General features: G+C 58.2%; 28 protein-coding genes. 7 read left to right on the forward strand and 21 right to left on the reverse strand.

Annotation, left to right across the window (positions count from 1 at the left end):
* Position 1: 1 nt before the first annotated feature.
* The 7 genes from recO to AAFH99_RS12490 all read right to left on the reverse strand — a co-directional run bounded on the left by recO (position 2) and on the right by AAFH99_RS12490 (position 7,209).
* Positions 2-769 carry a DNA repair protein RecO gene (recO, locus tag AAFH99_RS12460; protein ID WP_406827897.1) on the reverse strand — a complete coding sequence of 256 codons (768 nt, stop codon included), beginning with the start codon at positions 767-769 and terminating at the stop codon, positions 2-4.
* 17 nt (positions 770-786) lie between these two features.
* Positions 787-1,698, reverse strand: a complete 912-nt coding sequence (era, locus tag AAFH99_RS12465; protein ID WP_406827898.1) for a GTPase Era — start codon at positions 1,696-1,698, stop codon at positions 787-789.
* Between the two features lie 81 nt (positions 1,699-1,779).
* Positions 1,780-2,460 (reverse strand): ribonuclease III, encoded by a 681-nt coding sequence (rnc, locus tag AAFH99_RS12470; protein WP_406827899.1) that lies wholly within the window; start codon positions 2,458-2,460, stop codon positions 1,780-1,782.
* Positions 2,461-2,463: 3 nt separating this feature from the next.
* On the reverse strand, positions 2,464-2,916 hold the full coding sequence (locus tag AAFH99_RS12475) for a DUF4845 domain-containing protein (RefSeq protein ID WP_051686840.1): 453 nt from the start codon (positions 2,914-2,916) through the stop codon (positions 2,464-2,466).
* 24 nt (positions 2,917-2,940) lie between these two features.
* Positions 2,941-3,714 (reverse strand): signal peptidase I, encoded by a 774-nt coding sequence (gene lepB / locus AAFH99_RS12480; protein WP_043315780.1) that lies wholly within the window; start codon positions 3,712-3,714, stop codon positions 2,941-2,943.
* A 97-nt stretch (positions 3,715-3,811) separates the two neighbouring features.
* Positions 3,812-5,617: a translation elongation factor 4 gene (lepA, locus tag AAFH99_RS12485; protein WP_043315778.1), complete on the reverse strand. Its 1,806-nt coding sequence runs from the start codon at positions 5,615-5,617 to the stop codon at positions 3,812-3,814.
* A gap of 191 nt (positions 5,618-5,808) precedes the next feature.
* A complete protein-coding gene (locus AAFH99_RS12490) occupies positions 5,809-7,209 on the reverse strand; it encodes a DegQ family serine endoprotease (protein WP_406827900.1) in 1,401 nt (466 codons plus the stop codon).
* 247 nt (positions 7,210-7,456) lie between these two features.
* Between AAFH99_RS12490 and mpaA the strand changes: the two genes are divergently transcribed.
* A complete protein-coding gene (gene mpaA / locus AAFH99_RS12495) occupies positions 7,457-8,161 on the forward strand; it encodes a murein tripeptide amidase MpaA (protein WP_043315776.1) in 705 nt (234 codons plus the stop codon).
* Positions 8,162-8,188: 27 nt separating this feature from the next.
* On the opposite strand, the gene ycjG is transcribed toward mpaA, so the two are convergent.
* The 5 genes from ycjG to rpoE all read right to left on the reverse strand — a co-directional run bounded on the left by ycjG (position 8,189) and on the right by rpoE (position 12,593).
* The gene (gene ycjG / locus AAFH99_RS12500; protein WP_043317817.1) at positions 8,189-9,127 is read right to left on the reverse strand and encodes an L-Ala-D/L-Glu epimerase; all 939 of its coding nucleotides are present in this window, start codon (positions 9,125-9,127) and stop codon (positions 8,189-8,191) included.
* A gap of 273 nt (positions 9,128-9,400) precedes the next feature.
* Positions 9,401-9,874 (reverse strand): SoxR reducing system RseC family protein, encoded by a 474-nt coding sequence (locus AAFH99_RS12505; RefSeq protein WP_043315773.1) that lies wholly within the window; start codon positions 9,872-9,874, stop codon positions 9,401-9,403.
* A 16-nt stretch (positions 9,875-9,890) separates the two neighbouring features.
* Positions 9,891-10,955: a MucB/RseB C-terminal domain-containing protein gene (locus tag AAFH99_RS12510; protein ID WP_043315771.1), complete on the reverse strand. Its 1,065-nt coding sequence runs from the start codon at positions 10,953-10,955 to the stop codon at positions 9,891-9,893.
* Positions 10,956-11,020: 65 nt separating this feature from the next.
* Positions 11,021-11,719: a sigma-E factor negative regulatory protein gene (locus tag AAFH99_RS12515; RefSeq protein WP_081847862.1), complete on the reverse strand. Its 699-nt coding sequence runs from the start codon at positions 11,717-11,719 to the stop codon at positions 11,021-11,023.
* A 259-nt stretch (positions 11,720-11,978) separates the two neighbouring features.
* Complete coding sequence (gene rpoE / locus AAFH99_RS12520) at positions 11,979-12,593, reverse strand: RNA polymerase sigma factor RpoE (protein ID WP_043315769.1); 615 nt, start codon at positions 12,591-12,593, stop codon at positions 11,979-11,981.
* A gap of 156 nt (positions 12,594-12,749) precedes the next feature.
* Between rpoE and nadB the strand changes: the two genes are divergently transcribed.
* On the forward strand, positions 12,750-14,393 hold the full coding sequence (gene nadB / locus AAFH99_RS12525; RefSeq protein ID WP_043315767.1) for an L-aspartate oxidase: 1,644 nt from the start codon (positions 12,750-12,752) through the stop codon (positions 14,391-14,393).
* Positions 14,394-14,425: 32 nt separating this feature from the next.
* Here the strand turns inward: nadB and AAFH99_RS12530 are convergent, their stop codons facing one another.
* Complete coding sequence (locus AAFH99_RS12530) at positions 14,426-14,950, reverse strand: protein YgfX (protein ID WP_406827901.1); 525 nt, start codon at positions 14,948-14,950, stop codon at positions 14,426-14,428.
* The gene (locus tag AAFH99_RS12535) at positions 14,910-15,155 is read right to left on the reverse strand and encodes a succinate dehydrogenase assembly factor 2 (RefSeq protein WP_043315763.1); all 246 of its coding nucleotides are present in this window, start codon (positions 15,153-15,155) and stop codon (positions 14,910-14,912) included. Before AAFH99_RS12535 ends, AAFH99_RS12530 begins: the two co-directional genes overlap by 41 nt.
* A 140-nt stretch (positions 15,156-15,295) precedes the next feature.
* Here AAFH99_RS12535 and AAFH99_RS12540 point away from each other — a divergent pair, with 140 nt between their 5' ends.
* A complete protein-coding gene (locus AAFH99_RS12540) occupies positions 15,296-16,369 on the forward strand; it encodes a YgfZ/GcvT domain-containing protein (protein WP_406827902.1) in 1,074 nt (357 codons plus the stop codon).
* Here the strand turns inward: AAFH99_RS12540 and ung are convergent, their stop codons facing one another.
* The 5 genes from ung to AAFH99_RS12565 all read right to left on the reverse strand — a co-directional run bounded on the left by ung (position 16,370) and on the right by AAFH99_RS12565 (position 19,805).
* Positions 16,370-17,092, reverse strand: a complete 723-nt coding sequence (gene ung, locus AAFH99_RS12545) for a uracil-DNA glycosylase (RefSeq protein WP_043315760.1) — start codon at positions 17,090-17,092, stop codon at positions 16,370-16,372.
* A gap of 2 nt (positions 17,093-17,094) precedes the next feature.
* On the reverse strand, positions 17,095-17,595 hold the full coding sequence (locus tag AAFH99_RS12550; RefSeq protein WP_231491394.1) for a uracil-DNA glycosylase family protein: 501 nt from the start codon (positions 17,593-17,595) through the stop codon (positions 17,095-17,097).
* A 102-nt stretch (positions 17,596-17,697) separates the two neighbouring features.
* Positions 17,698-18,690: a hypothetical protein gene (locus AAFH99_RS12555; RefSeq protein ID WP_406827903.1), complete on the reverse strand. Its 993-nt coding sequence runs from the start codon at positions 18,688-18,690 to the stop codon at positions 17,698-17,700.
* Between the two features lie 50 nt (positions 18,691-18,740).
* Positions 18,741-19,223 carry a YajQ family cyclic di-GMP-binding protein gene (locus tag AAFH99_RS12560; RefSeq protein ID WP_043315755.1) on the reverse strand — a complete coding sequence of 161 codons (483 nt, stop codon included), beginning with the start codon at positions 19,221-19,223 and terminating at the stop codon, positions 18,741-18,743.
* Between the two features lie 45 nt (positions 19,224-19,268).
* Positions 19,269-19,805 (reverse strand): YaeQ family protein, encoded by a 537-nt coding sequence (locus AAFH99_RS12565; RefSeq protein WP_043315753.1) that lies wholly within the window; start codon positions 19,803-19,805, stop codon positions 19,269-19,271.
* 96 nt (positions 19,806-19,901) lie between these two features.
* On the opposite strand from AAFH99_RS12565, the gene AAFH99_RS12570 reads away from it, so the two are divergent.
* The 4 genes from AAFH99_RS12570 (at position 19,902) to AAFH99_RS12585 (ending at position 22,913) form a co-directional block, all read left to right on the forward strand.
* Positions 19,902-20,543 carry a LemA family protein gene (locus AAFH99_RS12570; RefSeq protein WP_051686836.1) on the forward strand — a complete coding sequence of 214 codons (642 nt, stop codon included), beginning with the start codon at positions 19,902-19,904 and terminating at the stop codon, positions 20,541-20,543.
* Positions 20,544-20,564: 21 nt separating this feature from the next.
* On the forward strand, positions 20,565-21,323 hold the full coding sequence (locus AAFH99_RS12575) for a YgcG family protein (protein WP_043315750.1): 759 nt from the start codon (positions 20,565-20,567) through the stop codon (positions 21,321-21,323).
* A gap of 68 nt (positions 21,324-21,391) precedes the next feature.
* A complete protein-coding gene (locus AAFH99_RS12580) occupies positions 21,392-22,000 on the forward strand; it encodes a TPM domain-containing protein (RefSeq protein WP_051686835.1) in 609 nt (202 codons plus the stop codon).
* A 40-nt stretch (positions 22,001-22,040) separates the two neighbouring features.
* Complete coding sequence (locus tag AAFH99_RS12585) at positions 22,041-22,913, forward strand: PDZ domain-containing protein (protein ID WP_406827904.1); 873 nt, start codon at positions 22,041-22,043, stop codon at positions 22,911-22,913.
* A 77-nt stretch (positions 22,914-22,990) separates the two neighbouring features.
* Here AAFH99_RS12585 and lysS read toward each other — a convergent pair whose 3' ends face one another.
* Together lysS and prfB are read right to left on the reverse strand one after the other, a co-directional pair.
* Entirely contained in the window at positions 22,991-24,484 is a 1,494-nt protein-coding gene (gene lysS, locus AAFH99_RS12590) for a lysine--tRNA ligase (RefSeq protein WP_406827905.1), read from the reverse strand.
* A 229-nt stretch (positions 24,485-24,713) separates the two neighbouring features.
* A protein-coding gene (gene prfB, locus AAFH99_RS12595) for a peptide chain release factor 2 (RefSeq protein ID WP_156035060.1) occupies positions 24,714-25,809 on the reverse strand; the annotation gives its coding sequence in 2 pieces (ribosomal slippage) (positions 24,714-25,736 and positions 25,738-25,809; 1,095 coding nt in all).
* Positions 25,810-26,007 lie beyond the last annotated feature (198 nt).

Consider the following 26,007-nt stretch of genomic DNA (forward strand, 5'->3'; position numbering starts at 1 on the left):
TTCAGTCTGCGCAGTACACCTGTCGAAATAGCTCGCGACTTTTAAGTGGACGCTGACCGAGCATTGGGCTCAATAAAAGGCGTGTAAGGCGTTTGGCATCGCCAAGCTGCCCCTGAGGCGCCGTACGACTCTCAAATAGCGTGTCCTCTGCGAGCAACTGCGCCAATGCCAGCAGCTGTCCACCAACAAAATCTGCCCCTCGCAGCGCCTGACCCGGGGGCACCGCGACAGGTACAAACCCCTCTTCCAGAGTCAGCCGGTAGACTCCATCCGGCCTTATCGCAGCACCTTCCAGGGAGCAATAATCCAATTCGGGGCAGCTGCCCAGCGCTTGCAACATCTGCAACTCGAAAATTCGCAGTGGCAGTTCCAGCTCATCACTTTTCTCGCCGGACAAACTCGCCAGACGCTGCAACAAATTCTGGTATGCGACAAATATGGATACCTGACTTTCCCCTTCCGGCATCAACCGCACCAGAAGTTCGTTGGCATAAAGCCCGGCATACACGGCACGCCCCTTCAGCCAGAGCGGCTGGCCGGCATTTTCCAGCGGCCCGAGCGTCTTCAGCTCGTGACGCCCCAGTAGGGTTACCAGTAACGGGGCAAAAGGTTGCAAGGCGCGCTGGCGACGCTGTTTGTCACGGCGCGCGCCCTTGGCGATACAGACGATACGCCCGTAGTCCGGGGTTAGCAGCACCAGAATCAGACTGGAATCCCGGTATGGACGGGAGTGGAGAACGTAGGCGGGTTGCGGCGGAAGCTGCTGCACAGCACGTTGCCGAGTGGTTACTGCTTATCGACGTAGCCGAGGCTGCGCAGAGCGCGCTCGTCGTCGGACCAGCCGGATTTTACTTTCACCCAAAGGTTCAGCATCACCTTGCTATCAAACAGGGTCTCCATATCCAGGCGTGCTTGCTGGCCAATCTGCTTGATACGCTCACCCTTGGTGCCAATCAGGATGCGCTTCTGGCCGTTGCGCTCCACCAGAATCGCCGCACTGATGTGTAGCACCTTGCCTTCCTGGGAGAATTCTTCCACTTCCACAGTGACCGAATAGGGAATCTCTGCACCCAATTGACGCATCACTTTCTCACGCACGATTTCGGCGGCGAGGAAGCGGGAGCTGCGATCGGTAATCTGGTCTTCCTCAAAGAAGTGCCCGCCTTCAGGCAGGCGCTCGACTATCACATCTTCCAGAGCTTGCAGATTGGAGGTACGCAGTGCCGAAATCGGTACGATTTCCGCTTTGGGAAAGCGCTCCTGCAAGGCTTGTAGCTGGGGTAACAGCGCATTTTTGTCCTGCAACTGGTCCACTTTGTTCACCGCGACAATCAGCGGACACTTAAGGCCTCGCAGCTTTTGCGCCACCAGCTCATCCCCTTCGGTCCAGCGTGCAGGCTCCACCACAAACACCACCGCATCGACATCCCGGGTAGAACTGATAGCAGCGCGATTCATATAGCGGTTGATGGCCTTTTCTTCACCTGCATGAAGCCCGGGAGTATCCACAAAAATAATCTGGTTTTGCCCGTCGGTCTTGATACCCAGCATATTGTGGCGGGTCGTCTGTGGCTTGCGGGACGTAATACAGATCTTCTGCCCCAGCATATGATTCAGCAGAGTGGATTTCCCCACATTGGGGCGGCCCACGATTGCGACATAACCGCAGCGGGAAATGGGGGTATTGGGTTCGCTCAAGGGGGTCTCCGAGCTGGTCGAATTGGCCCGCCGTAGGCGGACCGGTCAGTATTTGGGTGCGACTTGCAGCTGATTATAGGCTCAGTTCTGCCCGGTCAGTCGCGCGTAGGCTTCAGTGGCCGCGGCTTTCTCCGCGGCGCGACGGTTTCCAGCAATACCTTTGGCGGGCTCACTCAGGCCGGAGACACGGCACTCGACAACAAACTGCTGGGAGTGCTCTTCGCCCGCCACTTCCACCACGGTGTAATCGGGCAGCGGCTTTTGCCGTGCCTGTAACCACTCCTGCAGGCGGGTTTTTGGATCCTTTGCGGTTTCCAGAGACAGGCTCTGCAGGCGCGGACCAAACCAGGCCAGTACCCGCTCCCGCGCCGCCTCGAGCCCGGAATCCAGGTAAATTGCACCGATTATCGCCTCCACCGCATCCGCAAGAATCGAGGCACGGCGATAACCGCCACTTTTCATTTCCCCCTCGCCAAGGCGCAGGCATTCGCCCAGCTCCAGCTCACGGGCCACTTTGGCCAGGGTTTCGCCGCTGACCAGCTGCGCGCGCAGCCGGCTCATCTGTCCTTCGCGGCCATCGGGGAATTTTTCAAATAGCGCCGCGCTGATGGTAAACCCGAGAATCGAGTCACCAAGGAATTCCAGCCTTTCATTGTTGCGGCTGCCGTGAGAGCGGTGGGTAAGTGCCAGGTCAAGCAGATCCGCCTGGGCAAATTGGTACCCCAGGCGGTTGCCCAGTCGTTGCAGATGGAGGTCGGTCACCGGTCAGTAGTCGTCTCGCTTGCGAAACTGCTCAAGATCCACGAGCGGCTCACAACACAACTCGGGCTTGGCAGTATTCAGTTGTTTGTCGAACTTCATCACCACGTCCACATTGTGGAACAGCGGCTGACGAAGCTCATAGTTGATGCTGACAAGAGTACTGTCGGCACCACGAATTATCTTGACCGAGTTGACCGGTTCACCACGCACGTTATTGATGGTGAAGAAGCGGTCCAGCTCACGCTTGATCTCGGTATTGCTCATTTCCCGCACACCGTCATTTTGGGCCAGGGAGTGCAGCCCCTCTTCGACAAAGTGCGCATCCACATAAGCCGGCCCCATTTTGGATACCACGGTCAAGCCAAAACCGAATACCGCAATAATCGCCAGCCAGCCCCAGTAACTCATGCCTTTTTGGCCAGCCATACGGCGGGAAATCTGTATATCTAATGCCATGTCGATCTACCGATTGTTATCGTTTTAATCAATGCTCCCTACCCGGTCAAAGCTGGGTAGGCTCAGTAGTTTCTCCCAATGCATCCAGATTGCAAAGGCTTTGCCGACAATGTCTTCCTCGGGCACGAATCCCCACTTGCGGCTGTCGAGACTGTTGTCACGGTTGTCGCCCACCATGAAATAGTGGCCTTCCGGCACTTTCAGGGTTCGAATATTGCCAAACGGGCCCGGGCGGCTCTGTTTCGCGGTCAAATGGCGATGCCCACCGAGGGTCTCCCACAGCAGCTCACGCCCAGGGTTTTCCGTATCAAAGCGGATAAACTCCTGCGGCATGGCCTCGCCATTGATATATAGCTGGTTGTTTTCTATACGAATCTCATCTCCCGGTAGACCGATAACACGCTTGATGTAATAGGTCTCGTTCATATGCGGGGGGAAAAACACCATGACATCGCCGCGCTTGGGCTCGCCGATATCCAGTATTTTGGTACGGCTTACCGGTAGGCGAAGGCCGTACGCGTATTTGTTCACCAGAATGAAATCACCCACCTCCAGCGTCGGGTCCATGGACGCGGAAGGAATCTGGAACGGCTCGACCACAAACGAACGCAGCACGAATACGATAGCCAGCACCGGAAAGAAAGACTTGGCGTATTCCACCGCCACCGGCTCTTGTACCGGCTGTCCTTTCGTCGCCTGCGCCTTGCGTCCACGGGCGAGAAACAATGCATCAAACAGCCAGATCACCCCTGTCACTACAACCAGCAACAGCAAAATTAGGGGGAAGTTGATATCCATTCAGTTGTCTCTTTCCGACTGCTTCTTATTGGGGTAGCGGGTCTCCATCAAAGCGCCCCGCTACCGAACGACTGTATTTTGCCAGATTACGAGCGTATCAATTGTCCACTTTCAGAACCGCCAGGAATGCATCCTGCGGCACTTCGACCTTGCCCAGCTGCTTCATGCGGCGCTTACCGGCCTTCTGCTTCTCCAGAAGCTTCTTCTTACGGGTCACGTCACCACCATAACATTTGGCGGTTACGTTTTTACGCAGGGCTTTCACCGTGGTGCGCGCTACCACCTGACCGCCGATAGCCGCCTGAATTGCCACGTCAAACATCTGTCGAGGAATCAGCTCTTTCATTTTTTCTGCCAGGGCGCGACCGCGCTGTTGCGCGTTGTCCCGGTGCAGAATCACCGCCAGGGCGTCTACTCGCTCACCGTTGATCAGGATATCAAGACGCACCAGTTTTGCCGGGTCAAAGCGCACAAAGTTGTAATCCAGGGAGGCAAAGCCGCGGCTGACGGACTTGAGGCGGTCGAAGAAGTCCATTACCACTTCACTCATGGGCAGCTCGTAGCGCAGGGAAACCTGCCCACCCACGTACTGCATATCCTGCTGAACGCCGCGCTTCTCCACACACAGGGTAATCACGTTACCGAGGTATTCCTGCGGTACCAGAATATTCGCTTCCACGATGGGCTCACGCATTTCCTCGATCTGACCCAGGTCGGGCATGCGCGAGGGGTTGTCCATATTGACGATTTCGCCATTGGTCAGTTCCACCTCGTACACCACAGTTGGCGCGGTGGTGATCAGATCCAGGTTGTATTCCCGCTCCAGGCGCTCCTGGATAATCTCCATATGCAGCATGCCGAGGAAGCCACAACGGAAACCGAAGCCCAGGGCATCGGAGGTTTCCGGCTCGTAGAACAGCGACGCATCGTTCAGGGAGAGCTTGTCCAGGGCATCGCGGAAGGCTTCGTAATCGTCAGAGCTCACCGGGAACAGGCCGGCGTAAACCTGGGGTTTGACGCGCTGGAAGCCCGGCAGCATTTTGACCAAATCCGCATCTTTTGCGTGGGTCAGGGTGTCACCCACGGGGGCACCGTGAATGTCCTTGATACCGGCCACAACAAAGCCTACTTCGCCGGCCTTCAGTTCACCGGTTTCCTTGCGCTTGGGGGTAAACACACCGACGCTGTCCACTACGTGGGCGCGGCCGATGGATTTGGTAACGATCTTGTCTTTATTCTTCAGGGTGCCCTGCACCACACGCACCAGGGACACAACACCCAGGTAGCTGTCGAACCAAGAATCGATAATCAGTGCCTGCAGGGGTGCGTTTACGTCACCTTCGGGCGGCGGTACCAGGCGCACCAGGTCTTCCAGTACGTCTTCGATGCCCAGTCCCGACTTGGCACTGCAGCGGGTGGCCTCTGTGGCGTCGATACCGATAATATCTTCGATCTCTTCCGCGACCTTTTCCGGCTCCGCCTGGGGCAGATCCATTTTATTCAGAACCGGAATCACTTCCAGGCCCTGCTCGATCGCGGTGTAACAGTTGGCGACGGATTGCGCCTCCACACCCTGGGCCGCGTCTACTACAAGTAGAGCACCTTCACAGGCTGCCAGAGAGCGGGATACCTCGTAGGAGAAGTCCACATGCCCGGGGGTATCAATGAAGTTCAGCTGATAGGTTTTGCCGTCGCGCGCCTTGTAATCCAGGGTAACGCTCTGGGCCTTGATGGTGATGCCCCGCTCCCGCTCGATATCCATGCTATCAAGCACCTGTGCCGCCATCTCACGGTCGCTCAGGCCACCGCACACCTGGATAAAGCGGTCTGCGAGGGTGGATTTGCCGTGGTCGATGTGGGCAATAATGGAAAAGTTGCGGATATGGGAGAGATCAGTGGCCACTGCGAGGATAAAACCTTTTAAAAATCAGTGAGTTAATGGGCGGACCGGGCCGCGCTGTGGGCGCAAGTCTAACAGGTTGCGCAAAAAGTGCATCCAATCTGTCTGCAACCCTTGGCGCTACTGGCCTCGAGCGGCCTGAGGGCAGACTTCTACCCTCAACCGCTCTACTCACGTGATCTATAAGAGAGCCATCAGTCCTCTTCGATCTGGATGGTACGGAAGGTCGGCTGGCCACCACGGAAGAAGCGGATCGGCAGCAACTCGCCGGTGGGCAGCTTCTTCACCACTTTCTCGTAATCCGACAGGGACTCCACCTGTTCGAAGCCAAGCTGCGCGATGATATCACCACTGCGCAGCCCCGCGTTGGCGCCGGCTTTCCCGGGTACCACCTGCTTGACCAGCACACCACTTTCCACCCCCAGACGCTGTTTGAGACTATCGGGGATTTCGTCAACGACCAGGCCGAGACGACCGCCAACATCACTGGCGGCCGGGGCGTTGGCCTGCTGCTGACCATCATCATCGCCAGGCAAAGCGCCTACCCGCACATTCAGCTTGCGCTCTTTACCCTCGCGCATCAGCAGTACCGGCACCTCGGCACCCGGGCGGGTACGGCCGACAACATGGGGAAGATCGCCGGACATCAGAATCTTCTGGCCGTCAAAACGCATGATGATATCGCCCACCTGAATACCGGCATTATCTGCAGGAGAGCCGGCTTCCAATTGACCGACCAGCGCACCTGCCGGCTTCCCGAGCCCCATGGCGGTGGCGAGCTTGCGGTCCACATCCTGGATACCCACGCCCAGCCAGCCGCGGTCAACGCGGCCTTTCTCTTTCAGCTGGGCAACCACATCCTGCGCCAGGCTCGCCGGAATCGCGAACGACAGACCAATAGAACCACCGCTGCGGGTGTAGATCTGGGAGTTGATACCGACCACTTCCCCCTTCAGGTTGAACAGTGGGCCACCGGAGTTACCGGGGTTGATCGCCACATCGGTCTGGATAAACGGCACGTAGTTCTCGCGGCTTTCGTTGGGGATACTGCGGCCCATGGCACTGATAATGCCCGCACTGGCCGAGTAATCCAACCCGAATGGGGAACCGATGGCCACCACCCACTCGCCAACCTTGATAGTTTCAGAGTCACCCCAGCGCACCGTGGGCAGATTTTCTCCTTCCACTTTCAACAGAGCCAGGTCGGACCGGGGGTCGGTACCCACGACCTTGGCATCGTATTCGCGGCGGTCGGTGAGGGTAATGCGGACTTCATCTGCCCCCTCGACCACGTGGTTATTGGTGACCACATAGCCATCATCGGAAATGATGAACCCCGACCCCATACTGGCTACTGGGCGCTGTTGGCGCTGACGGGGTTCCAGCAGATGGCGGAAGATATCCGGGATCTCCTGCTGGTACTGGGGGGGCATGGAATTGCGGGAGACGCGATTGCGCTCCACGGTATTGATCTTCACCACCGCCGGTGAATTCTGCTCGATCAGGTCGGTCAGTTCCGGCAAGCCGCGGGCAAATGCTGCGGTCGAGATAAGGAAACAAAGCGCAATCAAGAATTGCGAACAGCGTGCAACCATATTTGTCACCCCTGATAGGCCCTTTTACTAATATGCAAAAAATACATTTTGATTTGGCAGCCTTTTGGTTATCACTCAGTGTTATCCGCGAAGGCTGCTATCGGCCGGGAACACTATTGAACCCCAGCCCGTGACACCCTATTAGTTGGGCATTACGTTAAAAAGTTCGCATTCCCTAGTGTAAAACAGTGTTAAGGATTGCATGACAGCCCCAAAACAACCGCTCCGCCAACATCGTCCACCGCCAGTGCGTCTCAGACCGCGGCCACAGCGTGGCCTGTTCCACGCTCAGCGCCTGCAGTACGGTCAATCCGCTCTCGGGGCGCCGCTGTACTACTTTCCCGCCGAAATCTGTGATGAAAATTCCGGACTGGTAATGGCGGGCACCCACGGCGACGAAGTCGCTGCGGTTGTCACCCTTTCCTGCGCCCTGAGGTCCCTGGAGGCGGGCCTGTTGCGCCACCACGTCATCCTGGCGGTCAATCCCGACGGCTGCCAGCTGGGAGTGCGCTCCAACGCCCGCGGCGTTGACCTGAACCGCAATTTTGCCACGATCAACTGGAAGCCCGACGGCACCGTGTACCGCTGGAACAGTGCCGCCGAGGAGCGGGATGTATTCCTATCCACCGGCGACCACCCGGGGTCCGAGCCAGAGACCCAATCCCTGTGTCGTCTTGTTCGGGAGCTGAACCCAGCCTGGATGGTATCGATCCACGAACCCCTGGCGTGCGTTGAAGATCCCTTGCAGAGCCCCCTGGGGCACTGGCTGGCGGAGCGCATCGAGCTGCCTCTGGTCACCGAATTGGGTTACCAGACACCCGGCTCGTTCGGCACCTGGTGCGCGGAAAATGCACACCCTTGTATCACTCTCGAGTTCCCCCCGATTTCCGCCGATGTCGCCAGCGAGGAATATCTGCAGGTGATGACCGATCTGCTCTGCTACCGCCCCTGAACCGCAGAGACCCGCCTCAGTGGTTCATCAGGTCCAGAATACCCGCCCGTGAAAGAACTGTAGCGGGTGCACATCTTTTGCCAGCCAGGTTGGTCCGTCCAGATCCACAAACCGCGCCCGCTCACCGAGGGGCCAAGCCGCGCGAATCGCCCGTGAGGTACACAACATACAGCCGAGCATCAACTCGAAGCCCTGAGCGCTGGCGGCGTCGGCGAGCATCAGCGCCTCCTGCAGCCCGCCGGTCTTGTCCAGCTTGATATTCACCATGTCGTAGCGACCCTTGAGTTTTGGCAAATCCGCACGGGTATGACAGCTCTCATCCGCGCAAATCGGCAGCGGGTGCGCGAAGCGCTCAAGCACCTGATCCTCGCCCACCGGCAAAGGCTGCTCCAGCATCGACACACCCTGCGCCGCGAGCTTTTCACAAAGTGCCGGCAGCCCCTCTGGCGCCCAGGCTTCATTGGCATCAATCACCAGCTCGCACCCCGGTGCCGCACGGCGCACGGCGGCTACCCGTTCCAACACCAACTGGCGATCCAGTTTGAGCTTGAGCACCGACGCACCCGCGCTCTCGGCGGTGCGCGCGGCTTCCGCCATCGCCTCGGGTTCCGCGATCACCAGCGTCTGCACGGTAGGCAAGGACTCGGGACCGGTAAAACCTGCGCCACTTTTCTTCTGCAACCAATCTGCCAGCGCGCAGTCCACCGCGTTCCTTGCGGCGCCGGCAAGCATCAATTCCTGTAATTGACCGCGGGTAATTCCACGCTGTAGCGCTGGCAGAATCGAGTGTATTTCCGCCAGCACGGACTCCAGGCTTTCGCCGTAACGCGGATAGGGGGTGCACTCACCGATACCGGTCACACCACCAGCGAAGACCTCGACCACCACCACCCGTGCCTCGGTGCGTGCACCGCGGGATATCACAAATGCCGTGTTGAGTGGCCAGCTTTCCGCATAGCACCGCACTTCAAATCTGTGGGGCCCAACTGACGCCGCTTGACCTGTCATCCCTGCATCTCCGATCAGTTCCATTATTGCTTTGTGCGATACCGCGATAGTGCGTACCGACGGGTCAGCATTCAGTGTAGAAACTACTGGGGAATCAGCGGGTAAATCTCCGCATAAATCAATCGCGAAATCGGCGTGATGGGGTCGGCTCCCCATAGCCAGAGCCGGCTACCGCGGAAGCATCGGTTAAATGGCGAGGAAAGGACGAAGAAAGCGGCGGGATAGAGGTAATCAGGAGATCGGTGAAACCGGGATGGCACAGGGCGCACCCTGCTCACAGCGCAAAAACTGGGGCGCAAACGCGCGATTGCCGCGGTGGAAATGACTATACAAACGCACCACTGCCGCGCCCGCACCCAACCCCAAAAATGCACCAGCAATCGCCAATGGCTCAGAGCCCAGGGTCTGCCCCGCCAGGGCACCCAGCACCAGCGCTATCAGCGGCACCAGATACACCACAAGCGAGCTGGTTGCCAATACCCGCTCGCCGATACCGATAACCACCGTGTCGTGCAATTGCAGCGCTTCCGCCTCGGCCGGAGAAACCTGAACGCGCACACGGGACGCGTTGGCCCAGAAGTCGCCCAGCAGCCCAGTGCCACAACCAGGCTTGGCCGCACAGCTGTGGCACCCGCTGCGTTGCACAGTCTCCACCCAAACTGCGGATTTCTCGATAGCGACGATCTTGCCACGCTCTTCAATCATGATTGGACACTTCCGCTTACTGTTTTTCGGTAACCGCCTTGGCCACCAGCTGCGCAGTATTGTCCGGGATTTCCCCTACCACTGTCACGGTATAGCGGGCGCCATCCACGTCGAGGTGATCCATATACGCCACTGTTGCGCCGCGCACTGCCCGCCCCTTGTAATTCATATCCGGCAACTGCTGTACAAACACGGTGAACGCACTGAGACCATCACTGAACACCAGCATCTGACCATCTGCCAGAGCCTGAACCGCCACCGGTTTGAACCCCTCAGGGGCCCAACCCAGACGCCAGCGACTTTCCGCAGGGGTACAGGCGATCGCACCAGGCTCTTCGCGAACCGATGGTGAGCGCGGCTGCAACTCGCTATCGGTCACCGGCGTCAGATCCAGCTCCACAAACTGAAAGCGCTCCAGCACTCGCCCCGCAGGGGCGACCAGCATGGACTTGAGAGGCAACCCCGTTTCCTTGTCGACACTGATGACCATACCAAAGCGGTGCAGATCCCTTGGGCGCGCCTCCACAACAACCGCTTCGCGGTCGGCGATCCGCTCCTCTCCGCGAATCAGAAACACGTAGCTGGCCTGCACATCCCGCAGTCCCGCTGCGCTGTGCAGCCCGGGGCGCGTGAGCGGGTTGCCCTCGCGATGACACTGGCGGTCACCGCTGCGAGTGACCATTTCCCGCGGGCTACCGGTGAGATAGCGAATGCGCTCGACCTGCTCGCCATCGCGAATGCCGTGTACCACCTCCAGAGTTTCCATGGACCCCACATGCTCGAATGTCGCCAGACCGCGGTACTCCAGACTGGAGACAGCCTGAGCGAGTTTTGCCAGCAGTGTGCGGGTCACTTCCGCAGTTTCTCCGACAGCCTGCGGCACTGAGGGCTTTTGCCCCGTAGCGGACGGCGCAGCAGATACACCGCTGGGGGCCTCTCGCCGTGCCGCCTCGGTATCGTCGGGGTCGGTGCTTTGCGCACTTACACCGGGTACCGTAAATGGCGCAGCCAATAGTAAAAAAGCCAACAGCGAGCTGTTGGCTTTGCGGGTATTACGGGAGATAAATTTCGCCATATTCATGCTTAATTTCGTTATGCATCTATCTGCTACGCACCAGAGGCCGGTGCAAACACCGGCCATCACAATCACTCCGACGGACGCTCCCCATAGGTTGCACGCGCGTGGGGCACCATACCCTGACTGCCCACTCGGGCCGCCTGCTCAGAATGCTCCACCATTACCCGGTTGAGGTGTCGCATCAACTCCGGAGTTGGAACCATCTGCACCTGCGGTGCCGGGCCAACCCGTTGCTCGGGAACCAGCTGGGGTGCGGTACTCACCGCGCGGGTGTTCAGGGTCGGCGCCAGAAAACCGCTCGGCTGCGGCATGGACGCCACCGGCGCCTGCTGCGGACGCTCGGTTTCTGCTACCAGGTCGCCCTGAGTCTGCGGTGCCTGTATCTGCTGCACCCCCAGCACTGCCGCAAAGGCTACCGTCGCTGCCACAGCACCGCGAGAAAGCGGGCGCCACCAACGGCTGCGCGATGCGTTGTGATGGGTGTCATTGGCCGGTAAGGGTTCTGCAGATTGCAGCGGTGGCTCATCGGCAATGGCCGCGGAAATACTGGCGGCGAGACCGACATCCACCGGGGCCACCTTTTCACCGCGCATCACGCTGGCGGCCAGCTGATAGCGGGACCAGCGCGCATTCAGGTCACCGCCAGAAGCGCTGCCCGCGGCATCACTTTCTTTGAGCAGACGCTGAATTTCCAACTCATTGGCCTCACCATCCATCAAGGCGGACAGTGACTCATTCAGGCGCTGCTGATGATTCCCGTGAGACATACGGGTCAACCCTCTTTCAGTGCAATTCTTTGGGCGTGCATTACACCCTGTTTGTTAATACGTCAGACCGGGGCCTGTCGAAAAAGTTTTACCGGGCAGACAAAATTTGTGTGAATTCGTCGAATATTTTATCTGCCGTCCCGGTCACCGGGAAGATTTAGACCAGAAACCCCTCAACGGGTTCTGGCTTGAAACAGAACTGACTAAAGAATAGTCAGCGCCTTCTACTCGGTACATCGCCTCGGTACATCGCCACTTTCTAACCGCGCCCGTCTACCGGTTCCGGTTCGCCGGCCATGGTTGCCTGAACCGCGCGGTCAATGGATTCCCGGGCGCGGAAGATCCGCGAGCGCACAGTACCAACCGGGCACCCCATCACTTCGGCAATTTCCTCATAGCTCAGCCCTTCCATTTCCCGCAGCGTCACCGCGGAGCGCAGGTCTTCCGGCAGTTCTCGGATCGCGCGGTGCACGGCGGCCTCAAGCTGGTCGCGAAACAGTTGGTTTTCCGGGGTCTCGTTGTCACGTAGCAAATCCGCGCCGGAATAGAATTCGGCGTCGTCCAGATCCACATCGGATGACGGCGGGCGGCGGCTGCGGGATACCAGGTGGTTCTTGGCGGTATTGATCGCAATTCGGTACATCCAGGTGTAAAAGGCACTTTCTCCACGGAAATTGCCCAGTGCGCGGTACGCCTTGATAAAGGCCTCCTGCACCACATCGTGTACCTCGGCGTGGTCGTTGATATAGCGGCTGACCACCGCCATGATCTTATGTTGGTATTTGAGCACCAGCAGGTCGAAGGCCCGCTTGTCCCCTTTCTGTACCCGCTCTACCAGCTGGCGATCACTTGGTGACGCCTGTTGCCCTGTCATCCCCTACTCCAAACCGCGGCACGGGCGCCGGAATGCGCCATAGCCAAGCTTATTCTGTTGTGTTCAAGACACCGGATTTTGGTCATAAGTTCCTGACAAATCGGTAATTTTTGAAGATGGCGTATACTACGCGCCCCCTAATATGAATAAAACTCCATGAGAGAGAAGGCAAACGGACCTGTGACCCCGAACGAGAACCACTACGACGTCCTGGTAATTGGCAGTGGCGCCGCCGGCCTGACCCTGGCGCTGCACCTTGCCGCGCGCCACCGCGTGGCCCTGCTATCCAAACAGCGCCTGCAGGACGGCTCCACCTGGTTTGCCCAGGGCGGCATCGCCGGCGTGCTGGACGAAACCGACTCGGTAGACGCACACATAGCCGATACATTAGATGCAGGAGCCGGACTCTGCCACCCGGAGGCGGTGCGCTTCACCGTAGAAAACAGCCGCGACGCCATTCACTGGTTGATCAATCAGGGCGTGGACTTCACCCGCGAAGACGACGGCGACTACCACCTGACCAAGGAAGGCGGCCACAGCCACCGGCGCATCATTCACAGCGCCGACGCCACCGGCCGCGCGGTGCACAGCACCCTGATTGAGCAGGTGCGCAACACCCCCAATATCGACTGCTTCGAACACCATATCGCCCTGGACCTGATTCGCCAGCCAGACGCCTCTACCGGGCGCTTCCGCTGTGCCGGATCCTACGTGTACAACAAGGAAACCGAAGAGGTTGAGGTGTTTCAGGGCAAGGCCGTGGTACTCGCCACCGGCGGGGCCGCCAAGGCATACTTGTACACGAGCAACCCGGACGGTGCCAGCGGCGACGGCATCGCTATGGCCTGGCGTGCCGGCTGCCGGGTGGCAAACATGGAATTCAACCAGTTCCACCCGACCTGCCTGTACCACCCAAAAGCCAAATCCATGCTGATCACCGAGGCGCTCCGTGGCGAGGGCGCCCTGCTGAAGCTGCCGAACGGCGAGCGTTTTATGCACCGCTTCGACAAGCGCGGCGAGCTGGCGCCGCGGGACATTGTCGCCCGCGCCATCGACCATGAGATGAAGCGCCTGGGTGCGGACTGTGTCTATCTGGACATCTCCCACAAGGACCCGGAATTTGTCCGCGAGCACTTCCCCACTGTGTATAAAAACTGCCTGAAGTACGGCATTGATATCACCCGTGAAGCCATCCCTGTGGTGCCAGCCGCCCACTACACCTGCGGCGGCGTGATGGTGGACCAGCACGGCCGCAGTGATCTGGATCAGCTGTACGCCATTGGAGAAACCACCTTTACCGGCCTGCACGGCGCCAACCGCCTGGCCAGTAACTCCCTGCTGGAATGCGTGGTATACGCGCGCTCCGCGGCCATGCATATCGACAGTACCATCGACCAGGTCGCGCCACCGAAGGCTGCCCTGGCCTGGGACGCCTCGCGGGTGACGGATTCCGATGAAGACGTGGTGATCTCGCACAACTGGGATGAGTTGCGCCGCTTTATGTGGGACTTCGTGGGGATTGTACGCACCCGCAAGCGCCTGTTACGGGCGGAGCATCGGGTGAAACTGCTGCAGCAGGAGATTCTGGAGTTCTACGCCAATTACCGCATTACCAGCGACCTGATCGAACTGCGCAACCTGGCGGTGGTATCCGAGCTGATTATCCGTTCCGCTCTGGACCGCCGCGAGAGTCGCGGCCTCCACTACTCACTGGACTACCCGGGGTTGCGGGAACTGGCGATGGACACCATCCTGGTGCCGGAAAATTTTGCCGATCAGCGGCACTTTATCGGTCCTTAAAGCGCCTCCTGAACCTGTGCCGGGAAAGTGGTCTAACGGGAGTGGCGCAGTGCGACCAGCAAACGCCGCCAGTCATCCGCACTGGCGGCGTCCCGTGCCAATACCAACCGCAATCGGCGCCCTTCGAGATCCCGGCCGTTGATCACGATCAGCCAACGCCACAGGGTCAACTCCCCCACCAGCTGAAACTCCCGCCGCGCTCCGCCCTTTACCTGCCAGTACCAGCGTCGCTCAGTGGTCGAAAGGCGCCCGACCGACACCGCCAGCCGACGCCATTCAGACACCCCATAAAGTACTATTACGGGAACCAGTGCGCACACAGCAATCCACGGGAGACGGGAAAGAAACAGCAGCAGAATCGACTGCAGGAGAACAAGCAGCAGGAAAATGCGCAGTAGCCGCGACGGTGCCAGATCACACACCAGCCGTGCACTGCGGTCTGCACGCTTCAGCCCCGCCGAGCGGGACTGAGCGGAATCGGAAGCAGGGAAACCGGAAGCGACTTTCGCTCCCCTATTATTCCTGCAGGCCGGTGTTGTCGCGGATAATCTGGACAATATGCTTCAACTCCGGATCCTGCGGATCTTCCCGACGCAGGAACCAGGCAAACAAGTCCTGATCCTGTTCATCCAGCAATTTGATATAGCGCTGCTTGTCTTCCTCGGGCAATGTCTCGTACACATTATCGAGAAAAGGCAGCAGCACCAGATCCAGCTCCAACATGCCGCGACGGCTGGCCCAAAACAGGCGGTTGCGATCCATACTTCGTACTCAAGCCATAATTCAAAGTGCGCGCAGTATAGCGGTAGTTGAAATCCCGCGGCAAAACCCCAATTTAGGTAGTCGACTCAGCGCGCCCGCCGGCGCAGTAAGAAACGTACAATTCAGGTAGTGAGCGCAACATGGACCAGCAGCAGTGGCAGGATTTTCTCAGCACCCAGGGCGCAAGCTGGCAGGGCGACAGCGCCCTCTTCCCCAAGACAGAGCCGGCCAGTGAAACTGAAGTCGGCGGAAAACTGCAGCTGATCGACCTCAGTCCCATGGGCGCCATCTCCGTAAAGGGTCCGGACAGCCAGAAGTTCCTGCAGGGCCAGCTGACCTGCGATCTGGTCAACCTGCCCGATGAGCAGCTCACCCTGGGCAGCCACTGCAACCCAAAAGGCCGTATGATCAGCGCCTTCTACGCACTGAAAATCGAGCAGACTGAATTCCTCCTGCTGATGCCCCGGGACCTGGTAGCTACCGCCCTCGCCGCACTGAAAAAGTATGCGGTGTTCTTCAAAGCCGAACTGAACGATGTCAGCGACAGCCATCGCTGGCTCGCCCTGTGCGGCCGCGACGCCTGCCGCACCGCCAGCCAGTTGCTCAGCCTGTCCAACAGCGAAGCCACCGACCTGCTCCCCCACCAGCTGCGCCCCTTCGACCACAATGGTGAGCGGGCTCTGGCAGCGGGCTTGAGCGAGCGCAATGTAATACTGCAGATCCCTGCAGATCAGGCTGCAGATTTCTGGCGGAAACTCGCCAGCAATGACACAGAAGCCGCCAGCTACAGCCAATGGCTGTCACAGTTGGTGGAAGCCGGCACCCCGCTGGTATATCAGAGCACCAGTGAAGAATTTATTCCGCAGATGGTCAACCTGCACCTGCTCGGTGGCGTCAGCTTCAAGAAAGGATGTTATACCGGACAGGAGGTGGTCGCGCGCATGCAGTACCTGGGTGCTTCCAAACGCCGCATGTACCGGGCGCAGATCGACAATGGCGAACTGCCCGCACCGGGCGCAGAGATTTTCTCTGGCGAAGGTAAATCCAGTGTGGGAAATATCGTACTGGCCAGCCCGCAGAACGGTGAAACAGCCCTGCTGGCAGTGCTCACCAAAAGCAAGGTCGCGGATGGGGAAAGTCTGCAACTCGAGGACGGCCGCGTACTGGAAGTGCTTGAATTGCCCTACGACGCAGACGCCGATCCCCTCGCCTGATCAGATCTCTACCGCAACCCTACGCAGTGCTCCTGCTGCAGGCAGCGCCCATTCAATGGGCGCGACACCCCGGCTTTGTAGATAGCTATTCGCCTTAGAGAACGGCCGCGTGCCGAAAAATCCACGGTGCGCGGACAGCGGCGACGGATGCGGGCCGCGCAATACCAGATGCTTGCGCTGATCGATAAAGCCGCCCTTTTTCTGCGCGTAGCTTCCCCACAAAACGAACACCAATCCTTCCCGCTGCTCTGCCAGTGCGTGTACCGCGGCGTCGGTAAACTGCTCCCAGCCGCGTCCCTGGTGTGCACCCGCTTTACGCTCTTCCACGGTGAGTGTCGCATTCAGCAATAACACCCCCTGCTCCGCCCAGGGCTGCAGGCATCCGTGATCCGGCGCGACGATACCCAGATCCGACTCCATTTCCTTGTAAATGTTTCTCAGTGATGGCGGCACACGCACACCAGGCATGACCGAAAAACACAAGCCGTGGGCCTGGCCCGCGCCGTGGTAGGGATCCTGCCCGAGTATCACCACCTTTACCTGATCAAACGGTGTGGAGTTGAACGCGTTGAAGATCTGGCCGCCCGGGGGAAAGATGGTCTTGCCGGCCTGTTTTTCCTGCCGCAGGAATTCTCGCAGATCACCCATATAGGGTTTATGAAACTCCGGCTCGAGCACGGAGTACCAGGATGGGTGAATTCTAATATTTTCGGGAACCTGCATCGTCAACCTTTCAATACGCTCTGAACTTGCGCGCGCAATGCCGGCACCACCTCTTCCTCAAACCAGGGGCGGCGCTTCAGCCACAGGGTATTTCTCGGGCTCGGATGGGGAAGCGGAAAGAATCCGTGAGGCAACGCATCGGTAAAATGGCGCACGTTTTCCGTAATGCTGCCATACCAGTGGGGGAGATAGTAGCGCTGGGCATACTGGCCGATCAGCAGGGTCAGTTGAATATCCGGCATCTGATCCAGTATGCGCTGATGCCAGGTCGGTGCGCACTCCGGGCGCGGCGGCAGGTCGCCACCCTTGCCACGCCCAGGGTAACAGAAGCCCATGGGCATAATGGCAATCTGGGATTCATCGTAGAAGGCATCGCGATCCAGCTGCAGCCAGTCACGGAGGCGCTCGCCGGAAGGATCGTTCCAGGGAATACCGGTTTCATGCACCCGCGTACCGGGCGCCTGCCCCACAATCAACAGACGCGCAGAGCGAGCCGCGCTCACAACAGGCCGGGGGCCAAGGGGCAGATTGGCCTCGCATAAGCAGCAGGCGCGAACCTCTTTTAACAATATCGCCAGTGAAGAATCCGACAAACTCAAACTTCGCTAATTCGTTACGGCATCTCGATATGCGGCATTATCCGGGAATGCCAAGCGCAATAACAGGCCGCGATTATCTTCCGGGTCTGCCGCACGGGCCACACCATTGTTATCCAGTACTACATACATACCTTGATCATTGATCGCCAAACCCTCACCTTTGCCAAAGCGGGTTTCCTGATAAACGTACTCAGGCCCCTCTTCCACATCCCGGTATTGAACACACCACTCGGCACGGAGACTCTGGAGATCCCGCCGACAAACCGCAAATGCATTGCGCTCCAGGGTAAACAGCGCACCATCGAAAAAGGACAATGCCGTCAGGTCCTCAGACCGGCCACGGAAATCCAGGTCAGGCACCTCTGGCAGGGAGTAAAACGCCCTACCCTCAGGCTCCCCAGGTGTTAGCCGGAGCAACCCCCTCGGCTGTCGCTCCAGCGCAACCCAGAAATCGTCTTTGGCCTTTACCAGTCCCTCGCTCTCCGCGTTGTCCACCTGCAGATACCCCTGTGCTTTTGCAGCTTCAGACCAGCGCTGAGGCAGCCAATGCGCCTGCTTGCTGGCAATATCCAATCGCGCGATACGATTGTGGCGCTCGCTCAACAGGTAAGTCGCACTGGCATCGCAGGTTACGCCCTCAAAGTCCATGCTTAGCGGCACACTCGCATAGTGGAGTGCACGCGCTTTTACTGTGACCGGCTGATCATCGGGTAACGAAGGGCGAGAAAACGATGCCCAGGTTTCCAGAGCGGTACTGGTCTGCCCCGGGTGCGGCTTGAGGCGATACACCCGTTCGGAAGACTTATCCGCAACCGCAAGCAGTTCACCATGGCAAAAGCCAAGGCCGGAAATATCCAGCCCTTCACTACCATCGATCCACCAGGCATCGAGCAGTTGCGCAGGCAAAACAGGAATTCGCTGTCCGGGCAGAGGTTTTCCCTGTGCACTCGATGCGACAAGTATCAGACACAGGCCTTTGAATAGGGTCGAGATCTTCAAGGGATTCTCCTCGTTGAGATCGCCACCCTCCAAGGAGCAATCTCCCAAATTTAATCGCGGAAGTTATTGAACTGCAGCGGCTGCTCCAGCTCCTTACCCCGCAACATGGCAATGACTTGCTGCAGGTCGTCGCGTTTCTTACCGGTAACCCGGACAGAGTCACCCTGAATCGCCGCCTGCACCTTCAGTTTCTCTTCCTTGATGATCTTAACGATCTTTTTTGACAGATCTTTGTCGAGACCATTTTTCAGGGTCACACCGACTTTCACCTGTTTGCCGGACTGCTCCTCTTCGCCCACCTCCATTGCCAGAGGATCAATATTGCACTTGATCAGCGCGGCGCGCAGCATATCGACCATCTGATTGACCTGCATATCGGACTCCGCCCTGAGTGTCAGAGAGAACTCGCTCATCTCTACTTCCGCATCCACTCCCTTGAAATCAAACCGGTTGGTAATGGTGCGGTTTACCTGATCCACCGCATTAGTCAGCTGGTGTTTATCGACTTCAGAAACTATGTCAAAAGAAGGCATCGTTATCTCCACTCAAAAAGTCCCGCGCCCCGCGGGATTGCTACATTATTTCCAGCGCTGAGGCTGGACCTCCACCGTGTGGTTCTCACTGGCCAGCCAAAGCTGCCCATCCTGGATAGTGGCGGTGAGCTCCATATTTCGCTCCGCCAAAGAAGCCAGTTCCGCGCACTGCTCTGCAGGTAAAAAGAATACCCGCAGGTTGTCAAAGCGCGCACTGGCTGCCTCCATCTTCTGCCACCACACCGGTGCCATACGCTGCCCGTAGGCGTAAATGGTTGCTCGCCGGGCCCGACCGCAAGCCTTGCGCACCCGCTCTTCTGCAGGGACTCCCACCTCAATCCAATGCTCAATTTCGCCACTCAGGCTGTGCTGCCACAAATCAGCCTCCTCATCACTGGAAAGCCCACGGGTAAAGGCCATTTGATCATTTCCATTCAGGGCAAACGCCAGTAGCCGAATCATCATGCGCTCATCGGTCTCTGACGGATGGCGCGCCAAAGTCAGGACGTGCTCGGCATAGTAGTCCCGATCCATATCAGCAATCTGTAACCGGGCCTTGAAGATAGTCGCTTTAAGTGCCATTACTACTCTCTATCGCTTCCTCCGGAAAGATCTTGCGCGGATCCACCGGATTGAAGACTATTATTGTCTGGTTCGAAACCCACAGGGATGGAAGGAATGAACGCACCTACAACAAGATTGCGCCAGAAAAATACCTCACATTCTGGCTCTCGCCCCTGGCAACTGCTGCTCACTATTCTGATTGCTTTCGGGCTGAGCGGCTGCGGTATCAATAACATTCCCACCTACGATGAAAATGTGAAAGCCAACTGGGCCCAGGTGCAGAACCAGTACCAGCGCCGGGCAGACCTGATTCCCAATCTGGTGAAAACAGTCAAGGCTTACGCCGCCCATGAAAAAGAGACGCTGGAGGCCGTCACCGAAGCACGCGCCAAGGTCAACTCCATGCAAGTCGACTCAAACATCATCAATGATCCGGCGAAGCTGCAACAGTTTGAGGCGGCCCAGTCACAGCTGAGTAGCGCCCTGTCCCGCCTGATGGTGGTGGTTGAGCGCTACCCGGACCTCAAAGCCAACCAGAACTTCCTGGCACTGCAGTCACAGCTGGAGGGCACCGAAAACCGCATCAGCGTAGCCCGCCGCGATTATATCGCCGCCGTAGAGCGCTACAACCGCGAGATTCGCACCTTTCCTGGGCGAATCTGGCATACCGTGCTGTACAGCGACATGCCCCTACGCGACACCTTTGAAGCCACCTCGGAAGGTGCCGACAAAGCACCGGAAGTCGACTTCCAGTAATCTCGACCACGGGGCCTGTTTATGACGATCCGGCGGATCGCCCTTCTACTACTCCTGTGCCCTACTCTGTTGTGGGCGGCAACTGCGGTGGCGAACATCCAGTTTCCGCCCCTGTCTGGCCGGGTAGTGGACAATGCGAACCTGCTTAGCCAAAGCACTCGATACCAGCTCACTGAGCGCCTGCAACAGCAGGAGAAAACCACCAGCAACCAGATAGTGGTGGTGACTTTGCCGGACCTACAGGGCCTGACCATCGAGGAATATGGCTACCAGTTAGGCCGTCACTGGAAGATTGGGCAAAAAGACAAGGATAACGGTGTACTGCTGATTGTGGCTCCGGCTGAGCGCAAAGTGCGTATCGAGGTGGGCTACGGTCTGGAAGGGGCCCTTACTGATGCCCTCTCCTCAAACATCATTCATACCAAAATTCTGCCTCAATTTCGCAATGGTAATTTTGATGGCGGAATTGTCGCTGGCGTCGACTCAATCATTGCAGCGATCAACAACGAATATGTTGCCGAAAGCACCGATTCCAACGACAACCGTCAGCTGGCACTGCTTGTCGGGGTATTTCTGCTGTTTGTGATGCTGCAGATCTTTGGATCTTCAGCATTGGGGGCACCCACCGGCAGCAACAGATACCGGCGCGGTCGCTACGGCGGCTATTACGGCGGTGGCGGTTTCGGAGGCTATGGCGGCGGAGGCTCGGGCGGTTTTGGTGGCGGCTTCGGTGGCGGAGGTGGCGGCTTCGGCGGTGGTGGCGCGTCCGGTGGCTGGTAAACTGCACCGGCACACCCGCAACCCCATACCTCGATTACAACGGGAATAATTCACGAGCGGCTATACACATGCTAAATGCGCAGGAAAGACGCCAGCTTGCAGACACCATCAAGGCTGTGGAATCCACGACGGATGCGGAGGTGGTAACGGTACTGGCACGCCAGTCCGATAACTACCTTTACATATCCACCCTGTGGGCGGCCTTTATCGCACTGCTCACTGCACCGCTCATGCAGTTTTTACCCTGGTGGATCGAGTACCAGCAGGCGTTTACCCTGCAATGGATACTGTTTATCGTCCTCGCGGTACTGTTTCGCTGGCGCCCCCTCACCATGTGGCTGGTTCCCAAGAAGGTTAAATTCTGGCGCGCCGCCAACCTCGCCCGCCGCCAGTTTCTGGAGCACGAGCTGCACAGCACCAAGGACCGTCTGGGTCTACTCATTTTCGTGTCGCAAGCGGAACACTACGTAGAAATTCTCGCCGACCGCGGGCTGGCCGAGCAGATCACCAATGAGACATGGCAGGAGATCGTGGAAAACTTTATCCACGAGGTCAAAAAAGGCAAAACTGGCGAAGCTTTTGTGCACTGTGTCGAGAAGTGTGGCGAGCTGTTGCAGGAAGCGGCACCCGCCACAGTAATCAAGAACGAGCTGCCCAACCATCTGGTACTTCTATAATCAGCTACACACGGCAAACTAGAAGTTCACGAGTGTCCCCATGCAGTCTAACGTTCACCCCCTTCACAGATACCGGGTCCCCGTCACAGTGGTACTGCTATTGATCATCGGCAGCGCAGCCACACACTGGCTCCCTCTCGGTACCGATACCGAGGCCAGCGCGGACACTTCCACTCCCCCCTCAGAAAGCCCGCAAAGCGTGGAAACCCGCCTGGCGACTCTGGAGCGCACCCTGGATCAAACGCTGAAAATCCAGGGGCAACTTCTCGACCTGGTCAACGAGTTGAGCGCCAGACTCGATCCTGAGTCCGAGCCGCCACAGACCCGCCACGCGAGCGTGGTCATGGAAAGCGCCGATGTTCAGCCAGCCCCAGAACCCAACCGCTCGCAACGCATCAGAAATCGTTTCGAACGGCAACGACAAAATCAGGTGCAACAACTGGTGGACGCCGGCTTCAGTCACGGCCGGGCGACGGCTATTGTGGAAAAGCAGGAGCGCCTGCAATACGAGCAGATGCAGTACAGTTACGAGTATCACCATCTTCAGGATAAGCGCTCGGACCGCGCAAAAGAGCTGCAGGAAAAGCTTCAGACCTACAGCAATCCGCGCCGGGTTTTTGAGCAGGAATTGAGCACAGAAGAATTTGAGCAGTATCTCAATGCCTATGGCGGTCGTACGGAATTGGAAATTGGCGACCTTGTGGACTCGGCCCCGGCTTACGAGGCAGGACTAAGGCCGGGCGACAAAATAATCCGCTACAACAACAAGCGTGTATTTCATATGGGGGATCTGCGCACGCAGGTTTACCAGGCCAAACCGGGAGAGTCGGTGGCGGTCGAGGTTCAGCGTCAGGGCAGCTCGTCGACAGAAACGATTTACTTGCCCGCGGGGCCCCTGGGCATTCGCGGATAAGCGACCCGGACCACACAAAAAAGGGTGATGGCTGCGAAGCCATCGCCCTTTTTAATCCGCTTTGCTTCTATAAACCGTTATTCAGCGGACGCTTCCGGGCGCATATGCGGGAACAGCAGCACGTCGCGGATGGATGGCGAGTTGGTGAGCAGCATTACCAGGCGGTCAATACCAATACCCTCACCAGCGGTGGGCGGCAGGCCGTACTCCAGTGCGCGGATATAGTCGGCGTCGTAGTGCATGGCTTCGTCGTCACCGGCATCTTTCTCGGCCACCTGGGCCTTGAAGCGCTCGGCCTGGTCTTCGGCGTCATTCAACTCGGAGAAGCCGTTGGCAATCTCGCGGCCACCAACGAAGAATTCGAAGCGGTCGGTGACGAACGGGTTGTCGTCGTTGCGGCGCGCCAGCGGTGATACCTCGGTCGGGTACTCGGTGATAAACGTCGGCTGGTCCAGGCGATGCTCTACGGTTTTCTCGAAGATTTCGATCTGGATTTTACCAAGACCCCAGATACCCTTCAGCGGAATTTCCAGGCCTTCTGCTACTTTCTTCGCGCTTTCGATATTGTCGATATCGGACGCTTTCAGTTCCGGATTGTATTTCAGGATGGAGTCGAAAACGCTGATACGGTCGAACGGCTTGGCGAAGTCGTAGCTGCTTTCCTGATACTGAACGGTAGTGCTGCCCAATACGTCGGTGCAAATACCGCGAATCATGTTTTCGGTCAGATCCATCAGGTCGTTGTAGTCCGCGTACGCCTGGTAGAACTCGAGCATGGTGAACTCGGGGTTGTGGCGAGTGGACAGACCTTCGTTACGGAAGTTGCGGTTGATTTCATAAACACGCTCGAAGCCACCGACAACCAGTCGCTTGAGGTACAGTTCCGGCGCGATGCGCAGGTACATGTCGATGTCGAGTGCATTGTGATGCGTGACGAACGGACGTGCGGTGGCGCCGCCGGGAATGACCTGCAACATGGGGGTTTCCACTTCCATGAAGTGGTTGTTGTTGAGGTAGCTGCGAATGTAGCTGATCACTTCGGAGCGGATGCGGAATACGTCGCGGGACTCCGGGGTGGCGATCAGGTCTACGTAGCGCTGGCGGTAGCGCATTTCCTGGTCGGCGATACCGTGGAATTTTTCCGGCAACGGGCGCAGGGCTTTGGTGAGCAGGCTGTACTCTTCGCAGTTGACGTAGAGGTCGCCTTTGCCGGATTTGTGCAGCGTGCCTTTGACGCCGACGATGTCGCCGATGTCCCAGGTGCCCCAGCGCTCTTTGATATCTTTCTGTGCGGTTTTGTCGGCGTACAGTTGGATGCGGTCGGAGACGTCCTGGATGACCATGAAGGGGCCGCGCTTGGCGAGGATTCGGCCGGCGACGCAGGCGGTGTTGCCTTCGCTTTCCAGTTCTTCCTTGCTCTTTTCACCAAACTCTTTTTGCAGGTCGGCGGCGAGGTTTTCGCGGCGAAAGCTGTTCGGGAAGGCGTTGCCCTTCTCGCGCATGGCACTGAGTTTGGCGCGGCGCTCGGCGATCAGTTTGTTTTCGTCTTGCTGAGTTGGTGTATTGCTCATGATCTATCACATGTCTTTTGGGTGTAGTGCGGGCTTCGTAGCTTGAGCTCTGTTTGGGCACCGTGGCGGCTGAGCACCGGGTATCCCTTTTCGAAACCGCTGTGAATACATCCCTGTACGCTGCGTCGGCGACGTCCCTGTCGCCGACGCTTTCGAAAAGGGATACCCGGCACTCCGCCTTCGCTTTGAAGAGTTTTACTTCGTAAGCTAGTGGAGCCCGATGCTTGGGTTACAAGCCTGCTTTTAGGCTCGCTTCAATAAACTGGTCCAGGTCCCCGTCCAGCACTGCCTGGCAATTGCTGGTCTGAACACTGGTGCGCAAGTCTTTGATGCGCTGGTCGTCCAGTACATAGGAGCGGATCTGGCTGCCCCAGCCGATGTCGGATTTGCTTTCTTCCATCGCCTGTTTTTCGGCGTTGCGCTTCTGCATTTCCTGTTCGTAGAGTTTGGCCCGCAGCATTTTCCACGCTTTATCGCGGTTTTGGTGCTGGGAGCGCTCGCTCTGACAGGCGACGACGATGCCGGATTCGATGTGGGTCAAACGTACGGCGGAGTCGGTTTTGTTGACGTGCTGACCACCGGCGCCGGAGGCGCGGTAGGTGTCTTCGCGCACCTGAGATTTGTCCACTTCGATTTCGATGTTGTCGTCGATCTCCGGGGAGACGAAGACGGAGGTGAACGAGGTGTGACGACGGTTGCCGGAGTCGAACGGGCTTTTGCGCACGAGGCGGTGCACGCCGGTTTCGGTGCGCAGCCAGCCGAAGGCGTATTCACCCTGGAAGTGGATGGTGGCACTTTTGATACCGGCGACTTCGCCAGCGGAGGCTTCTTCCAGGGTGGTTTTGAAGCCGTGGGCTTCGCCCCAGCGCAGGTACATGCGCAGCAGCATTTCGGCCCAGTCCTGGGCTTCGGTGCCGCCGGAGCCGGCCTGGATATCCAGGTAGGCGTTGTTGGGGTCGGTCTGTCCGGAGAACATGCGGCGGAATTCGAGGGTTTCCAGTTGTTGCTGGAGGTTTTCGAGTTCGCTGGCGACTTCGGCGACGGAATCTTCATCGTCCTCTTCCACAGCCATGTCGAGCAGCTCGCGGCTGTCGTTGATACCGGCGTCGAGGTCTTCGATGGTTTTTACGACGGCTTCCAGGGAGGAGCGTTCACGCCCCAGATCCTGGGCGCGGTCGGGGTCGTCCCAGACACTGGGCTCGGCCAGTTCCAGTTCAACTTCGGTCAGGCGTTCTTTCTTGCCAGCATAGTCAAAGATACCCCCTGAGAACGTCGGTGCGCTCTGCGAGGTCTTTCATCTGGTTGAGAAGCGGATTAATTTCCATAGATGCGTCGGCTTCTGTCGGTTAAATCGGGCGCGCATTCTACCTCAGGACGGGCCCGGAAATAAGGGGGCGCAGTGATAGATCCCGCTAGATGGGCGACGGTAGTTGGCTTGAGCGAAAACAACAAGTGGGGATAGAATGGCCTGACCAATAAAAACACACCATCAGGCCAATTTCATTCAGAGCGTTGAGAGATGC

The sequence above is a fragment of the Microbulbifer sp. ARAS458-1 genome, assembly GCF_045348205.1.
In the GTDB taxonomy this organism is placed as follows: Bacteria; Pseudomonadota; Gammaproteobacteria; order Pseudomonadales; family Cellvibrionaceae; genus Microbulbifer.

Coding starts and splice junctions, on each gene's coding strand:
- AAFH99_RS12475 (WP_051686840.1), bottom strand. CDS start 2,916: ATGGCATTAGATATACAGATTTCCCGCCGTATGGCTGGCCAAAAAGGC.
- lepB (WP_043315780.1), bottom strand. CDS start 3,714: ATGGATATCAACTTCCCCCTAATTTTGCTGTTGCTGGTTGTAGTGACA.
- AAFH99_RS12490 (WP_406827900.1), bottom strand. CDS start 7,209: ATGGTTGCACGCTGTTCGCAATTCTTGATTGCGCTTTGTTTCCTTATC.
- AAFH99_RS12505 (WP_043315773.1), bottom strand. CDS start 9,874: ATGATTGAAGAGCGTGGCAAGATCGTCGCTATCGAGAAATCCGCAGTT.
- AAFH99_RS12510 (WP_043315771.1), bottom strand. CDS start 10,955: ATGAATATGGCGAAATTTATCTCCCGTAATACCCGCAAAGCCAACAGC.
- AAFH99_RS12515 (WP_081847862.1), bottom strand. CDS start 11,719: ATGTCTCACGGGAATCATCAGCAGCGCCTGAATGAGTCACTGTCCGCC.
- rpoE (WP_043315769.1), bottom strand. CDS start 12,593: ATGACAGGGCAACAGGCGTCACCAAGTGATCGCCAGCTGGTAGAGCGG.
- nadB (WP_043315767.1), top strand. CDS start 12,750: ATGAGAGAGAAGGCAAACGGACCTGTGACCCCGAACGAGAACCACTAC.
- AAFH99_RS12535 (WP_043315763.1), bottom strand. CDS start 15,155: ATGGATCGCAACCGCCTGTTTTGGGCCAGCCGTCGCGGCATGTTGGAG.
- AAFH99_RS12540 (WP_406827902.1), top strand. CDS start 15,296: ATGGACCAGCAGCAGTGGCAGGATTTTCTCAGCACCCAGGGCGCAAGC.
- ung (WP_043315760.1), bottom strand. CDS start 17,092: ATGCAGGTTCCCGAAAATATTAGAATTCACCCATCCTGGTACTCCGTG.
- AAFH99_RS12560 (WP_043315755.1), bottom strand. CDS start 19,223: ATGCCTTCTTTTGACATAGTTTCTGAAGTCGATAAACACCAGCTGACT.
- AAFH99_RS12565 (WP_043315753.1), bottom strand. CDS start 19,805: ATGGCACTTAAAGCGACTATCTTCAAGGCCCGGTTACAGATTGCTGAT.
- AAFH99_RS12570 (WP_051686836.1), top strand. CDS start 19,902: ATGAACGCACCTACAACAAGATTGCGCCAGAAAAATACCTCACATTCT.
- AAFH99_RS12575 (WP_043315750.1), top strand. CDS start 20,565: ATGACGATCCGGCGGATCGCCCTTCTACTACTCCTGTGCCCTACTCTG.
- AAFH99_RS12580 (WP_051686835.1), top strand. CDS start 21,392: ATGCTAAATGCGCAGGAAAGACGCCAGCTTGCAGACACCATCAAGGCT.
- AAFH99_RS12585 (WP_406827904.1), top strand. CDS start 22,041: ATGCAGTCTAACGTTCACCCCCTTCACAGATACCGGGTCCCCGTCACA.
- lysS (WP_406827905.1), bottom strand. CDS start 24,484: ATGAGCAATACACCAACTCAGCAAGACGAAAACAAACTGATCGCCGAG.